Source organism: Vibrio sp. S11_S32, from assembly GCF_014694465.1.
GTDB lineage: Bacteria > Pseudomonadota > Gammaproteobacteria > Enterobacterales > Vibrionaceae > Vibrio > Vibrio algicola.
In genome coordinates, this window is record NZ_JAAUWS010000018.1 from 12,255 (window position 1) to 26,432 (window position 14,178).

Below are 14,178 nucleotides of genomic sequence, written 5' to 3' on the forward strand. Positions count from 1 at the left end.
GGAGACCCTACCATGGAACGGCTCAATGTAGAGCTCGGTGAGCGCAGCTATCCTATTTCGATTGGCGCTGGATTATTAAGCGATCCAGCGCTTTTCTCTTACTTAAAGCCTAATCAAAAAGTTGTTGTGATCAGTAATGTCACCGTCGCGCCTTTGTACGCAGATCGTTTAATCACGACACTGCGTTCCTTAGATTGCGATGTTGCTTTGTTGAGTCTACCAGACGGCGAGCAATACAAAACTCTCGATACCTTCGATACTATTATGAGCTTTTTGCTACAAGGCAATTACAGCCGTGATGTGCTCTTGGTGGCTTTAGGTGGTGGTGTCATTGGTGATTTAGTGGGTTTTGCTGCGGCAAGCTATCAGCGTGGTGTGGATTTTATTCAAGTTCCCACCACATTATTGTCTCAAGTGGATTCATCAGTAGGGGGCAAAACCGCTGTTAATCATCCGCTGGGTAAGAATATGATTGGTGCTTTTTATCAGCCTAAATCGGTGATTATCGATATTGAATGCCTGACTACGTTACCTGCCAGAGAGTTTGCCGCTGGAATGGCAGAAGTAATCAAGTACGGCATTATTATTGATGGCGACTTTTTCAGTTGGTTAGAAGCCAATAGTGAGCGATTAAATCAACTCGACCATGCGGCATTAACTTATGCGATAGCTCGTTGTTGCCAAATTAAAGCCGATGTTGTTAAAGCAGATGAAAAAGAGAACGGTGTGCGCGCGTTGTTAAATCTTGGTCATACCTATGGGCACGCAATTGAAGCGCAAATGGGGTACGGTAATTGGTTGCATGGTGAGGCGGTCTCAGCTGGCACTATGATGGCAGCCAAAACCTCACTGTTACGGGGCTTACTTAATCAAAAGCAAGTTGAACGAATTGAAGCCTTGTTACTCAAAGTAGCGCTACCGATTCATACTCCCAGCAGTATGAATTTTGATGATTTTATGCAACATATGATGCGAGACAAAAAAGTACTTGCGGGACAATTAAGGTTGATTTTACCTATCGCGATTGGTCAAGCAGAAGTCCTAGCGGACACTCCTCCCGAGATGATTGCACAAGCTATTGAGTTATGTCGTATTAGTGGCTGATCTGATATTCAATCTAGTCATGATGTTCGCTTTAAAATTGAATGAATGTTGAGCTGTATTAGTGAGTGAGAAAACCATGAGTCATGATGTAAAGTTAGGATCCCAAACACAGTTATTTGAAGCATTACAGTTATTTACTCAGTTTAACTCTAATCTTATTAGTGTTGAAGGGGATACTGGTTCGGGTAAATCTTGGTTAGCTCAACATTTTTTAAATAGTGATAAAGAAATTCAAACCCTCTCTTTTTTACTGTGTTTGCCTTCACAAACTACCAAGCAGCAACGTTGCATCTTAATGGGGCAATTACTGGCAGATAGTTTGTGCGGTACTGATGAAACCCTGACGCAAAGTCTAGAGCATTACCGAAAAGATCAAGAATGCAATACCACTTTGATTGTCGATGATGCCGATTTATTGTGCCAAGGCCTGTTGAGTGAGTTGTGTGAATTAATCGTAACGGCACAAAACAATCCTTTATGGCAGGTTAATGTCATTTTATTTAGCAAGCCTGGTGCACTTGATCAGAAGTTGTCAGTTGTTGCGCAGTTACCGGATATTAAATCAATCATTATTCCACCATTTAATGATGAAGATACTCAAACTTTTCTTGAACAGTTGGTTGTACCACATGCCAAAAAAGACAAACAACGTATTCGCATTTATCAAATCGCAGAAAAAATTGACCACACCCCAGGTAAATTATTAGCTTTAGCTGAACCTTATATTCATAACTCACATTGGATGCGCCGATTTTTATTGGTTTTAATTGCGTTATTGATTGCGATGGGCGGGTGGTCATGGTGGACCAGTTATCAATCTCGTATTGATGATCAAAAAAATGATGCGATGCTTATTTCTCAGCCTCAAATAAAACCCGAACAATCTTTAACTGATAGTGAGCCGGCCTCAAGTGCACAAGCCACTTTACCTAATACTCAGCCTGTAAAATTAGAAGATGATGCTAAAAATTTGCCACCAGAGGTGATGGAAAAAACCGTCAGTGTGGGAGAACAATCGGCTGATAATCAAAAACGTGTTGTGGTATCGGCCAAAGTAGTTGATGCATTAGTCGATGGTGATAACTCTGTCGGTAACAAGTCGACGGTGGAGAATACATCGGCGGTAGTCGCAAATAATGCCGTGGCCACGTCAGGTGATAAATCTTCAGCCACTGCAATCACAAGCTTAGTTTTGAATACGGATGAATTACTTAATATCTCTGAAGATCGCTATACGTTACAACTGGCCGCGGTAACCTCTAAGCAAGAAGCACTTGGTTTTATTAATCAATTTTCGCTGCAGCATAAAGTACGAGTCTACCGTACCATTCGCAACCAAAAGCAATGGTTTGTTGTGACTTACCAAGACTTTGCCACCATTCAAAAAACGAGCGAAGCGGCACAAGATTTACCGATTAACTTGCAAAAAGAATTACCTTGGCCAAAATCAATGGCGCAAGTGCAACAAGAAATCCTACGGGCGAAGTAATCGCTATATAGGCTATACGATGCAGTTACTTGGGTATAAATATAGTAAGGCAGGGGCTAAATGTGGTACATTCCTCTGCCCATCGAAACATACGGTGGATTGAAGGTATTAATAGTCGTCGGTGAGTAGTTAACGTCATGAAGAAGCAACGAGCTTTCCTCAAATGGGCAGGTGGTAAATACGGTTTAGTCGATGATATTCAACGTCATCTACCTGAAGGTAGGAAGTTAGTTGAACCTTTCGTTGGTGCTGGCTCTGTCTTTTTGAATACCGATTATGATCAATATTTGCTGGCAGATATTAATCCTGATCTGATCAATTTTTATAATCTTCTTAAACAAAAACCAGACTTCTTTATCGAGGAAGCGCTGCGTTTTTTCACCCCTGAACATAATAACAAAGACGTCTATTTAGGTATCCGTGCTGACTTTAATGCCAGCGATGATATTGTCTTTCGTTCTTTAGCGTTTTTATATATGAATCGTTTTGGTTTTAATGGCTTATGTCGTTATAACAAAAAGGGTGGCTTTAATGTGCCATTTGGTTCGTATAAAAAGCCGTATTTTCCAGAAAAAGAATTACTTAACTTTGCTGAAAAAGCCAAAAAAGCCACGTTTGTGTGTGAAGGTTATCCGCAGACGTTTGCTCGTGCACGTAAAGGTTGCGTGGTGTATTGCGATCCGCCTTATGCCCCATTAGCACAAGCCAGTAATTTCACTTCTTACGCCGGCAATGGCTTTTCGCTTGATGATCAAGCTCAGTTAGCCAGCATTGCCGAACAGGCCGCCACCCAGCGTGATATTCCGGTGCTTATTTCAAATCACGATACCGCGTTAACTCGTCGCTTATATAAAGGCGCGAGTTTAAATGTCGTTCGCGTTAAACGTACGATCAGCAGTAATGGTGCTGGCCGTAATAAAGTGGACGAACTGTTGGCTTTGTTTGAAGCGGGTTCTAAAGCAGAAAAGCCTGAGTAGAATAATGCGTGACGAATAAAGCGAGATTCCCTATCTGCCCGTGCTACTTGCGTATGGAATGACAGCGTTTTTTCAAAACCTCGCAGCGTCCTCGTCTTCTATAACTCATCTTTACGCTTTGACATAAATATCTCGATCACCCAACCAGCGTTCAATAATCGCTTTGGTATTATCTGGATAGTGATCATAAAGATGGCGAGCAATACGCTGAACTTCGGGGATTAAGTACTGATCTCGCATCAAATCGGCAATTTTAAAATCAGTCACGCCCGTTTGCTTGGTGCCAAGTACTTCACCTGGGCCGCGGATCTCAAGATCCTTTTGCGCGATCACAAAGCCATCGTTACTTTCACGCAAGACTCCTAAACGCTTTTGCGCCGTTTTCGATAATGGGGCGTGATAAAGCAATACACAATGGCTAGCAACTTGACCTCGACCGACGCGTCCCCGTAATTGGTGCAACTGTGCCAAGCCTAGACGTTCAGGGTTTTCGATGATCATCAAACTGGCATTTGGTACATCCACCCCAACTTCAATCACGGTAGTGGCGACTAATAAATGCAATTCGCCTTGTTTGAACTGCTGCATTATTTTCTGTTTTTCTGCCGGTTTCATGCGGCCATGCACTAAGCCAATATTAAGCTCGGGCAATTGACGTTGCAGATCCTCGGCAGTATCGGCGGCGGCTTGCGCTTCTAATACTTCAGACTCATCAATTAAGGTACACACCCAATAGGCTTGCTTACCAGCTTGTCCATTCACATCAGGACTACAAGCTTGTCGTACTCGTTCAACAATATCTTGGCGACGAGTATCGGCGATCGCAACAGTTTGAATCGGAGTACGGCCAGGTGGCAGTTCATCAATAATTGAGGTTTCGAGATCGGCATAAGCGGTCATGGCGAGGGTACGCGGAATAGGCGTGGCGGTCATAATCAACTGATGCGGGTAACTGGCGTGTTCGCTATTCTCACGTTGCTTCTTGCCTTTTTCTCGTAACTCTAACCGTTGGTGTACCCCAAAGCGATGTTGTTCATCAATGATCACCAAAGCTAAATGATCGAACTCAACTTGATCTTGAAACAGGGCGTGTGTACCGACCACCATTTTTGCCTCGCCCGATCTAATTGCATCGAGTTGGGCTTGCTTGGCCTTACCTTTTACTTTACCGGCTAGCCAGCCGACTTTAATACCTAGAGGTTCAAGCCACTGGGCAAAGTTGATCGCATGTTGCTCGGCCAGTAATTCGGTCGGCGCCATTAATGCGACTTGATAACCTTGTTCGAGCGCATGGGTGGCGGCTAATACTGCCACTAAGGTTTTACCTGAACCCACATCGCCTTGCACTAAACGCATCATAGGGTGAGGTTTGGCTAAATCACGCTCAATATCTTGTACCACTCGAGCTTGGGCATTGGTGGGAGTAAAAGGTAAAGCTTGAAGTAATTGTTGTTTTAATTGGCCAGCACAAGCAAGTGGCAAAGCAGGATCTTGCTGACCTTGGTTACGAATGTCGATCATTGAAAGGTTTTGCGCCAACAACTCTTCCATAATTAAGCGGTGTTGGGCGGGCAGTTTGCCTTGTTCGAATTGCTGCATATCCAAACTAGGGGGGGGGCGATGTACCGTATGCAGCGCTTGATTTAAGCTAATTTGGTTATCGTATAATCCGGCGGGTAATAACTCACTGACCGTTGCACTATCGAGCAATTCTAATGCTTGGTCGGTGAGATTTTTGAGTGTGGTTTGGCGCAACCCCTCGGTGGTAGGGTAAATAGGTGTTAAGGTTTGTTCCAACTCTGGCCCATCCGCGCCGCTAATAAAATGATAATCGGGATGCATGATCTCAAGCCCCATACCACCACGCTTGATTTCACCATAAGCATAAAGCAAGCGACCTTCGCTAAAACTGTTTTTCATACCGGCGTTAAAATTGAAAAAGCGTAAAGTCACGGTGCCATGGCCATCACTGATCTTAACCGTCAGCATCTTGCGTCGACCAAAGTGGGTATCACAATGCATCACTTTGCCTTGCACGGCGGCAAATAGCCCAGCATGTAATTGCGGCATCGGATAAATTCGAGTGCGATCTTCATAGCGCAAAGGCAGATGAAACAATAAATCCTGAATCGAATTCAAACCTATTTTACTCAGCTTTTCAGCGGCTTTCGCGCCAACACCAGCAAGAGAAGTTAAAGGCACCGCCGAAAGAAGTTGAGTTTGCATTACTTATACCGAATCCCTTTATTTTTACCATCCGGCATACTTTTAAAGCGTTTATGCACCCACATCCATTGATCGCCACCACGTAGAATTAAGTCTTCGACCACTTTATTCATCACTCGTGCTGCCCCTTCTGGATCGCGACGAGGGAATTTATGGCTAATATCTTGCTCAATCCTAAAGTCATAACGGCCACCAGTTCTAAAGCATGATACGGGCAATACTGCACATTTACTGGCATCGACTAAAACACCGGTTCCCATGGTGGTACAGGCTTCATCAATGGCAAATAAGGGGACAAAGACGGAGTTTTTTTGGCCGTAATCATGATCGGGTAAATAAAACAGTTTTTTGCCTTTTCGTAAAACTTTGAGCATACCCTTTAGATCTTTACGATCGACCATAATATTGCCGAAATGAGTACGGCCCCAATGCTGAATAAAGTCATAAGCTGGGTTACTGTGCGGGCGGTAAACACCATAGCCTGGCGAGAATAAGGCGCAGCAGCGTGCAGTTAATTCAACATTTAAGGCGTGCACACCACAAATTAAGGTGCCGCGTCCTTGGTCTTCAAAGGTGGTTAAACGATCAACATGGTGATAACTGACAATGCGCTTTAAACGCCAGTCAGGCCAAAACCAAGCAATAGCACTTTCGAACAGCGCAAAGCCGGTATTTTTAAAGTTCTCTTTCACAATAAAGTCGCGCCGAGTACCGCTAATATCAGGAAAGCATAACTCTAGGTTGCGACGAGCAATATGCACTCGTTTTTTGGCTACGAACATGGCGAGAAAACCAAGTCCGCGACCAGTCCAAAATAATAAGCGATAAGGAAGAATATTAACTAACACCGCCAAAATACCAAAGCCTAGCCAGACACCCCAATATTTAGGGTGCAGCAAAGAGAATGAAAACTTCGGTGGGATGAAGTTCACTAAGGACTCAGGTTTATCTGATGGTTGTTTTTCTGCCATTCTTTTTTCTCTATTCTATTTGTGCTTTTAACAAGGCCCAATATTGGTCAAAATTTTCTGTCGGCTGATATTTGAAATCAGAACGAACAAAGCGATTCAAACTGCCTTCCACTTGACCAAGCAATTGCGCGGCTAAAATGGACTCATCAACTGGAAAGCTTTTTCCTTCACGCAGTTGACGCTCGCGTAATATTTGGCGTAATTGAGCTTCAATTCGGTCGTATAATTGATTGATACGACCACGCAGGCGCTCATTTTCAAACATTAATGCATGACCAGACATAATGCGTGATAAACCGGGGTTACGCTCGGCAAAGGCTAACAATAATTGTAGAACTAAACGAATACGTTTTAAGGTATCTTTTTCTTCATCCAGAATACGATTAATCCGCGACAATAATGAATCTTCAATAAACTCGATTAAACCTTCAAACATTCTGGCTTTGCTGGGAAAGTGGCGATACAACGCCGCCTCCGAAACGCCGACTTGTTTGGCTAGCTTAGCGGTAGTAATGCGAGCTGCGCCATCGGTGGATTCCAGCATTTGCGCTAAGGCTTGTAAGATCTCTTCGCGGCGATTGTGTTTTCTAGAGCCTGCCATGGGGCGACTTCCTTTGTTTATGTGTTGAGGCAATGTTGAAAATTGTTTTTTCTGGTTTTTCTAGCTTTTACCCGAGTGACCAAATCCGCCTTCACCGCGTTCGCTGCTATCAAAACTATCGACCAGATTAAACTCCACTTGAACCACAGGCACGAACACTAGCTGAGCAATGCGATCGCCCGGTTCGATAGTGAAAGCTTCTTGTCCACGGTTCCATACCGAAATCATTAGCGGGCCTTGGTAGTCAGAATCAATCAAACCGACTAAATTGCCAAGCACAATGCCATGCTTATGGCCTAAACCTGAACGCGGTAAAATAGTGGCCGCTAAACTTGGATCGCCAATATGAATTGAGAGGCCGGTTGCCACTAGGTGAGTTTGACCCGGTGCGACGATTAACGCCTCATCTAAACAGGCGCGCAGATCTAAACCAGCCGAGCCTTCGGTGGCATAAGTTGGCAGGGGAAATTGGGTGCCAATGCGGCTATCAAGGATTTTTAAATCAATCTTATTCATCATTCTATGGCTCACTAATATGGTTTACTAAATATGGCTAATGGGTTATACCCGCTTTACTTACAGCTACAAGGTCAATGGCTTTGGGTATAGTTTACAATGTAGCTTAATGCTTATATTGCTCGGCGATCAAACCAAGTAATTGTTGTGCTAGTTGCTGCTTATTGGCAATGGCGAGGGCTTGATCGCCTTCAGGCCAATACACATGCAGCGCATTATCATCACTATTAAAGCCTAAACCTTGCACCGACACATCGTTGGCGCAAATCATATCGAGATTCTTTTTGTCGAGCTTGCCACGCGCATAACGTTCGACATCTTGGGTTTCGGCGGCAAAACCAATCGTAAATGGGCGATCTTGCGTTAACGCAGCAACCGAGGCGACGATATCGGGATTTTTCACCATAGTAATGGTCATTTGATCGCTGTCATCGGTTTTCTTGATTTTCTGGTCTGCCACTTGGCTCGGGCGATAATCGGCCACCGCAGCGCAACTAATAAAGATTTGATGAGTGGGTGCATGCTGCATTGCCGCTTGGTGCATCGACTGAGCACTATCAACATCGATCCGTTCAACATTCTTCGGAGTTGCTAATGACACTGGGCCACTAATTAATGTTACTTGAGCGCCCATTTGAGCTGCGGTATCGGCAATCGCAAATCCCATTTTTCCAGAGCTGTGATTGGATATATAACGTACCGGATCAATCGCTTCACGGGTTGGCCCTGCGGTAATGGCGATGCGAATACCTGCCAATGGTTTCGGGCCAAAGAATTGTTCACACAAAGCGACCAACTGCATCGGCTCTAACATGCGGCCATAACCGACATCGCCACAGGCTTGTTGTCCTGCGGCGGGGCCCCACATCATCATGCCGCGTTGGCTTAATGCTTGGATATTATCTTGAGTGGCAACATTGGCATGCATTTGTTGGTTCATTGCTGGCGCCACGGCGATAGGGGCGTTTGAGGCAAGTACCAAGGTTGAGAGTAAATCATTGCCCATACCGGCGCGTAAACGGGCAATTAAATCCGCCGTCGCTGGCGCCAGTAATACCAGATCGGCCCATTTAGCTAATTCTATATGTCCCATAGAAGCTTCAGCAGCAGGATCTAATAAACTTAATGAGACCGGCTTACCCGACACCGCTTGCATGGTGAGAGGAGTAATGAATTCTTTAGCTGCGGGGGTCATCACCACTTGTACTTGCGCGCCACGTTCGATCAAACGGCGAGTTAAATCGGCGCATTTATACGCGGCAATACCCCCGCTGATCCCAAGTAGGATTTTCTTTCCTGCAAGAGTTTGTGCGATGGCGCTTGAGGTCGTTGGGCTGGTGATGTTGAGTTGTGACATATCCATTCTCATCAATGAAATCAGGCTCAACTTTACCATAGCTTGGCTTAAAACGTACTGCCAAACATGGAAAATTAGCCAACAAATTTATAAAAAAACCTGTTACAGGCTGCTTTGCTGGGTATGCGGTCACTCTCACTTTTGATGTAAGCGATGTTGCTTAACGTCAGATCTAAGATTAAGACGATAAAGCGAAGATTAAAGCAATAATGTGACTGTTTGAATTTGAATCTCGCTTACTTGACTGCTTTTATTTGATTACTTCCTTATCTATAGACGCTTGTTATGTCCTTAAAACAATTACCACCAGAATCTCGTCCGCGTGAAAAACTGTTAGCCCGTGGTGCGTTGGCATTATCCGATGCAGAATTACTGGCGATTTTTTTGCGTACCGGTTTACAGGGAATGAATGCGATAGAACTGGCCGATCATCTATTAAAACAATTCGGCTCATTGCGCGCGCTGTTGTCGGCTAGCCAAACACAATTTTGCGATTATAAAGGCTTAGGTCCAGCCAAATTCGCACAATTGCAGGCGGTGGTCGAAATGACTAAACGATATCTAGCCGAAACCATGAAAAAAGGCGATGCGCTAACCAGTCCTGAAAATACCAAGCAATATTTAAGTAGCATGTTGCGCGATCGTCATCGAGAGGCTTTTTATGTACTCTTTTTGGATAACCAACACCGAGTAGTGGAAGATGAGATTTTGTTTGAAGGTACAATTGATGCCGCGTCGGTCTACCCACGCGAAGTCGTGAAGCGCGCGATGCAACATAATGCTGCGGCGTTAATACTGGCGCATAACCATCCTTCTGGTATTGCCGAGCCGAGTGACGCCGATCGCCGAATCACTCGCCGCTTGGTGGACGCCCTTGCATTGGTGGATATTCGGATTTTAGACCATTTTGTTGTTGGTGATGGCGAGGTGGTGTCGTTTGCTGAAAGAGGGTGGATCTAGAGTCTGAAGTGGTCTCTTTGTTCAGATTAGGAATCGAATTAAAATTAGCGTTTCTTTTCCCTTGCGAGAGCTCGAAAATCTGCTACAATCCCGCCACTAATTTTTAGAACCTGATTCAGCTCTTTGTTCTTAATTAATAAGCATCAAAACTGCACTGCTCAAAAAAAGATCGCGTTTTTCCTGAAAAGGATCGGTACAGGTCTTGAGCAATGCACGTCAAGTTAGTATAATGCGCGACCTTTGATAGCCTTGGTATGGTTTTTTCCATAGCGGTTTTTGCCCCAAGGTGATATCGAGCTGAAACGATTTGGAGAAGACATTCATGTCCCGAGTATGCCAAGTAACTGGTAAGCGTCCAGTAACGGGTAACAACCGTTCACACGCACGAAATGCTACCAAGCGTCGTTTTCTGCCGAACCTACAAACTCACCGTTTCTGGGTAGAAGGCGAAAAACGCTTTGTTAAACTACGTCTAACTGCTAAAGGCATGCGTATTATTGATAAGAAAGGCATCGAAGCTGTTCTTGTTGATATCCGTGCTCGTGGCGAGAACGTATAAGAGGAATTGAACAATGGCTAAAGGCATTCGTGAGAAAATCCGTCTAGTATCATCTGCTGGAACTGGTCACTTCTACACAACTGATAAAAACAAACGTAACATGCCAGGCAAATTTGAGATCAAGAAATTTGATCCAGTCGTTCGCCAACACGTTATGTACAAAGAAGCTAAAATCAAGTAATTGATTTAAACTCTTGAAAATATTAAAACCCAGACTATTTCGGTAGGCTGGGTTTTTTGTGTTTAAATTAAAAGCCCCACAATTTAGCAAACGATTGCTTTTTTGTATGCGATTCCTATAATAGCCACAAAATTACTGACATTTAAGTCAAGTAAGACGGGTATATATCGTACTGTTAAGGATGAACATGACTACGCCAAACACACCGCGCCCAACTGAGCTTGTGTATCAACTCAATGAGCGGCCACCGTTACCACAAACTATTTTTGCCGCAATGCAGCACCTGTTGGCCATGTTTGTCGCCGTAATTACACCATCCCTTATTATTTGCCAATCTTTAGGTGTACCGAGTGAACAAACTAATACCATCATTAGTATGTCTTTGTTTGCTTCCGGGATTTGTTCTTTTATTCAAATAAGAACCATAGGTCCGATTGGCTCGGGTTTGCTCTCGATCCAAGGCACCAGTTTTAACTTTCTCGGTCCGATTATTGGCGCGGGCTTGTCATTAAAAGCGGGTGGCGCGTCAATTGATACTATGATGGCGGCTATCTTTGGCACTATTTTGGTCGCGTCGAGCGCAGAAATCTTTTTATCTCGCATTTTGCAGTATGCGCAAAAAATCATTACCCCATTGGTGTCAGGGATCGTAGTGACCTTAATTGGTCTTACGCTGATCCAAATTGGTTTGGTCTCGATTGGTGGTGGCTATGAAGCGATGGCAGATAACACGTTCGGTAGTCTAGATAATCTCGCGTTAGCCGGTGTGGTGTTGGGCTTGATTGTGTTACTTAACCGTTCAAAAAATCCCTATTTACGAGTTGCATCGATAGTGATCGCGATGTTTGTTGGCTGCATTGTGGCGTACTTTATGGGAATGTTAGATCTCTCTATTCCGACCGAACATAAATTGATCGCTTTGCCGATCCCGATGCAATTTGGCTTAGGCTTTGATTGGTCTTTGTTTATTCCATTGGTGTTGATCTTCTTGATCACCGCACTAGAGGCGATTGGTGATATTACCGCTACTTCAGAAGTGTCGGGTGAACCGGTTGAGGGGCCAGTGTATCTCAAGCGTATTAAAGGGGGTGTATTAGCGGATGGTTTAAATTCGGCTATTGCGGCTTTGTTTAATAGCTTTCCCAATTCAACCTTTAGCCAAAATAACGGCATAATCATGTTAACTGGCGTGGCAAGTCGCTATGTGGGGTACTTTATTGCAGCGATGTTGATTTTATTAGGTCTGTTTCCTGGAGTGGCAAACTTTGTTCAGTTGATCCCTGAGCCGGTGTTAGGCGGTGCAACCATTGTGATGTTTGGCACCATTGCTGCCGCTGGAGTGCGGATCATTTCTCGGGTCGATCTTGATCGTCGCGCGATTTTAATCATGGCGTTATCATTTTCAATGGGACTTGGGATCGCGCAAAAGCCTGAGATCTTGCAATTTATGCCTGACTTTATAAAAAGCATCTTCTCCTCTGGCGTGGCTGCGGGTGGTATCACCGCGATATTACTGAGTATTATTTTGCCGCGCAGTGATGAGCAGGCTTAATCAGGTAATTAACTTAAACGCTTTAAAATATTAAAACCCAGACTATTTTCGGTAGGCTGGGTTTTTTATGCGATATAAAAACGGTCATCCCGAGGAGCCGAAGGCGACATTAGGGATCTCATGCCGCGCGTTGAGACTCAAATAATGATTGGTAAAGAGTAAAGCGAGATTCCCTATCTGCTCGCTCTACTCGCGTATGGAATGACGAATATTTAGTGTGATATCAACATTATAAAAACACTGACACCTCAGAAGAGATAAAGGAAAGTCCGCGATCTTGCTTTCAATTTTTCTCTTTTCTTATCCGCGTTTTTTCTTATACACTGGAATGCTGATCTGAACTTTTAACCCACCTTCACTACGGTTAGTGACTAAAATTAATCCTTGGTGCTGGCTAACAATCCGTTTAATGATCGCAAGCCCCAGACCTGCTCCTTCACTACTGCCACGCGCCGCATCACCACGGGTAAACGGTTCAAATAACGAATCAAGCTGCTGCTTATCAATCCCAGGGCCATTATCTTCAACACACACCCAAACTAATTTATTGTCGGCGGTGATCCCAGTCGACACCTTGATCCAGCCATTACCATAGCGAATCGCATTGACGATCAAATTCGACACCACACGTTTTAGCGCAATTGCTTCTCCTAAAGCATGGCGCAAATCATCACCAGTGGTTAATTCAAAATCCACCCCGTGCTTATCACGCTCAGCATTGACTACCTCGGTAACAATTTGATTAATATCGACATCGTTATGATTGGCTAATTCGGCCGGTTTTAAATAGTCCATAAATTGACTAATAATGTCATTACACTCTTCGGTATCTTTGATCATGCTCTCGGCTAAATAATCGTCTTGCGGCGACATCATTTCGGTCGCTAGACGAATTCGAGTCAGCGGTGTGCGCAGATCGTGACTAATGCCCGACATTAACAAGGCGCGATCCTCTTCTAATGCTTTAATGCCTCTCGACATTTGATTAAAGGCTTTGGTTACCGCTAAAATTTCTGATGCGCCGCGCTCTGGTAGTGGGGCTGGAATATCGCCATGGCCAACCGTGATAGCGGCTTTTTCTAGCGCTACTAATGGCCTATTTTGCAATCGCATAAAGAACCACATACCGGCAATAAGCAGTAAGGCGATCAATAAACTATTACGAAATAAGGGTGCAAAGTCTTTCTCTTGTAGCTCGGTTAATGGAATACGAACCAGTTTATTAGGAAGCGCGTCTATTTTAAGCCACAACACATAGTTTTTTCCGCCTAAAACCAATCTAGCTTCGGTTGGGGAATCAACTTGTTTGGTCATGTCCTCGCTGAGGAAATCAATCGGAGCGGCATGCTTAAATTCGTTCGCTTCAATTGAATTATCTGCATAAATTGACACTCCCAATTCGGAGAGCAATTCTCGGCGTAATGGATGATTACGATCGTCGCTTTGCTGAATTTTATTTTCATCGAGCATAAGTTTTACTTCGTGCGATAAAATTCGATTGAACTGCTTTAAGCTTGGCAGCAAGGCGTAATTAAACATGATCAGGTAAGAAAGCACTTGGCTGGCGATCAATAAGAACACCAAGAAGAAAACGGTTTGAGTACGAGAGCTGCGTAAGCGAAGCATGAGAAATATTCCGAAAAATTGGGCAATGTTGTACGAGTATCTTGAAAAATATCATGCTG

Annotated in this window: 13 protein-coding genes; 7 read left to right on the plus strand and 6 right to left on the minus strand. The window is 44.1% G+C overall.

All coding sequences use genetic code 11. The features are described 5' to 3' along the window. The first annotated feature begins 12 nt into the window (after positions 1–12). From aroB to HC723_RS10325, 3 genes are all read left to right on the plus strand, one after another. The gene (gene aroB, locus HC723_RS10315; protein WP_190339001.1) at positions 13–1,104 is read left to right on the plus strand and encodes a 3-dehydroquinate synthase; all 1,092 of its coding nucleotides are present in this window, start codon (positions 13–15) and stop codon (positions 1,102–1,104) included. 76 nt (positions 1,105–1,180) lie between these two features. Further along, positions 1,181–2,593: an SPOR domain-containing protein gene (locus tag HC723_RS10320; RefSeq protein WP_190339002.1), complete on the plus strand. Its 1,413-nt coding sequence runs from the start codon at positions 1,181–1,183 to the stop codon at positions 2,591–2,593. Positions 2,594–2,730: 137 nt separating this feature from the next. After that, a complete protein-coding gene (locus HC723_RS10325) occupies positions 2,731–3,570 on the plus strand; it encodes a Dam family site-specific DNA-(adenine-N6)-methyltransferase (protein WP_153445886.1) in 840 nt (279 codons plus the stop codon). A gap of 111 nt (positions 3,571–3,681) precedes the next feature. On the opposite strand, the gene recG is transcribed toward HC723_RS10325, so the two are convergent. From recG to coaBC, 5 genes are all read right to left on the minus strand, one after another. Continuing rightward, positions 3,682–5,796 (minus strand): ATP-dependent DNA helicase RecG, encoded by a 2,115-nt coding sequence (recG, locus tag HC723_RS10330; RefSeq protein WP_190339003.1) that lies wholly within the window; start codon positions 5,794–5,796, stop codon positions 3,682–3,684. Then, positions 5,796–6,767: an LpxL/LpxP family Kdo(2)-lipid IV(A) lauroyl/palmitoleoyl acyltransferase gene (lpxL, locus tag HC723_RS10335; protein ID WP_190339004.1), complete on the minus strand. Its 972-nt coding sequence runs from the start codon at positions 6,765–6,767 to the stop codon at positions 5,796–5,798. Before lpxL ends, recG begins: the two co-directional genes overlap by 1 nt. 10 nt (positions 6,768–6,777) lie before the next feature. Beyond that, positions 6,778–7,368, minus strand: coding sequence for a nucleoid occlusion factor SlmA (gene slmA / locus HC723_RS10340; RefSeq protein WP_153445891.1), 591 nt, complete (start codon positions 7,366–7,368; stop codon positions 6,778–6,780). A 60-nt stretch (positions 7,369–7,428) separates the two neighbouring features. After that, positions 7,429–7,884: a dUTP diphosphatase gene (gene dut, locus HC723_RS10345; protein WP_153448098.1), complete on the minus strand. Its 456-nt coding sequence runs from the start codon at positions 7,882–7,884 to the stop codon at positions 7,429–7,431. 106 nt (positions 7,885–7,990) lie between these two features. After that, a complete protein-coding gene (gene coaBC, locus HC723_RS10350; RefSeq protein ID WP_190339005.1) occupies positions 7,991–9,241 on the minus strand; it encodes a bifunctional phosphopantothenoylcysteine decarboxylase/phosphopantothenate--cysteine ligase CoaBC in 1,251 nt (416 codons plus the stop codon). 285 nt (positions 9,242–9,526) lie between these two features. Between coaBC and radC the strand changes: the two genes are divergently transcribed. From radC to HC723_RS10370, 4 genes are all read left to right on the plus strand, one after another. Further along, positions 9,527–10,201 carry a RadC family protein gene (gene radC / locus HC723_RS10355; RefSeq protein WP_190339006.1) on the plus strand — a complete coding sequence of 225 codons (675 nt, stop codon included), beginning with the start codon at positions 9,527–9,529 and terminating at the stop codon, positions 10,199–10,201. A gap of 322 nt (positions 10,202–10,523) precedes the next feature. Further along, positions 10,524–10,760, plus strand: coding sequence for a 50S ribosomal protein L28 (gene rpmB / locus HC723_RS10360; RefSeq protein ID WP_102523431.1), 237 nt, complete (start codon positions 10,524–10,526; stop codon positions 10,758–10,760). Positions 10,761–10,773: 13 nt separating this feature from the next. Then, entirely contained in the window at positions 10,774–10,941 is a 168-nt protein-coding gene (gene rpmG, locus HC723_RS10365) for a 50S ribosomal protein L33 (RefSeq protein ID WP_002535344.1), read from the plus strand. A 187-nt stretch (positions 10,942–11,128) separates the two neighbouring features. Further along, positions 11,129–12,493 (plus strand): uracil-xanthine permease family protein, encoded by a 1,365-nt coding sequence (locus HC723_RS10370; protein WP_190339007.1) that lies wholly within the window; start codon positions 11,129–11,131, stop codon positions 12,491–12,493. Positions 12,494–12,793: 300 nt separating this feature from the next. Here the strand turns inward: HC723_RS10370 and envZ are convergent, their stop codons facing one another. Beyond that, the gene (envZ, locus tag HC723_RS10375; RefSeq protein WP_190339008.1) at positions 12,794–14,119 is read right to left on the minus strand and encodes a two-component system sensor histidine kinase EnvZ; all 1,326 of its coding nucleotides are present in this window, start codon (positions 14,117–14,119) and stop codon (positions 12,794–12,796) included. Positions 14,120–14,178: the final 59 nt, after the last annotated feature.

Bases quoted from the DNA above. Each gene is read 5' to 3' on its own strand.
- aroB (WP_190339001.1), top strand. From the start codon at position 13: ATGGAACGGCTCAATGTAGAGCTCGGTGAGCGCAGCTATCCTATTTCG.
- HC723_RS10320 (WP_190339002.1), top strand. From the start codon at position 1,181: ATGAGTCATGATGTAAAGTTAGGATCCCAAACACAGTTATTTGAAGCA.
- HC723_RS10325 (WP_153445886.1), top strand. From the start codon at position 2,731: ATGAAGAAGCAACGAGCTTTCCTCAAATGGGCAGGTGGTAAATACGGT.
- recG (WP_190339003.1), bottom strand. From the start codon at position 5,796: ATGCAAACTCAACTTCTTTCGGCGGTGCCTTTAACTTCTCTTGCTGGT.
- lpxL (WP_190339004.1), bottom strand. From the start codon at position 6,767: ATGGCAGAAAAACAACCATCAGATAAACCTGAGTCCTTAGTGAACTTC.
- slmA (WP_153445891.1), bottom strand. From the start codon at position 7,368: ATGGCAGGCTCTAGAAAACACAATCGCCGCGAAGAGATCTTACAAGCC.
- dut (WP_153448098.1), bottom strand. From the start codon at position 7,884: ATGAATAAGATTGATTTAAAAATCCTTGATAGCCGCATTGGCACCCAA.
- coaBC (WP_190339005.1), bottom strand. From the start codon at position 9,241: ATGTCACAACTCAACATCACCAGCCCAACGACCTCAAGCGCCATCGCA.
- radC (WP_190339006.1), top strand. From the start codon at position 9,527: ATGTCCTTAAAACAATTACCACCAGAATCTCGTCCGCGTGAAAAACTG.
- rpmB (WP_102523431.1), top strand. From the start codon at position 10,524: ATGTCCCGAGTATGCCAAGTAACTGGTAAGCGTCCAGTAACGGGTAAC.
- rpmG (WP_002535344.1), top strand. From the start codon at position 10,774: ATGGCTAAAGGCATTCGTGAGAAAATCCGTCTAGTATCATCTGCTGGA.
- HC723_RS10370 (WP_190339007.1), top strand. From the start codon at position 11,129: ATGACTACGCCAAACACACCGCGCCCAACTGAGCTTGTGTATCAACTC.
- envZ (WP_190339008.1), bottom strand. From the start codon at position 14,119: ATGCTTCGCTTACGCAGCTCTCGTACTCAAACCGTTTTCTTCTTGGTG.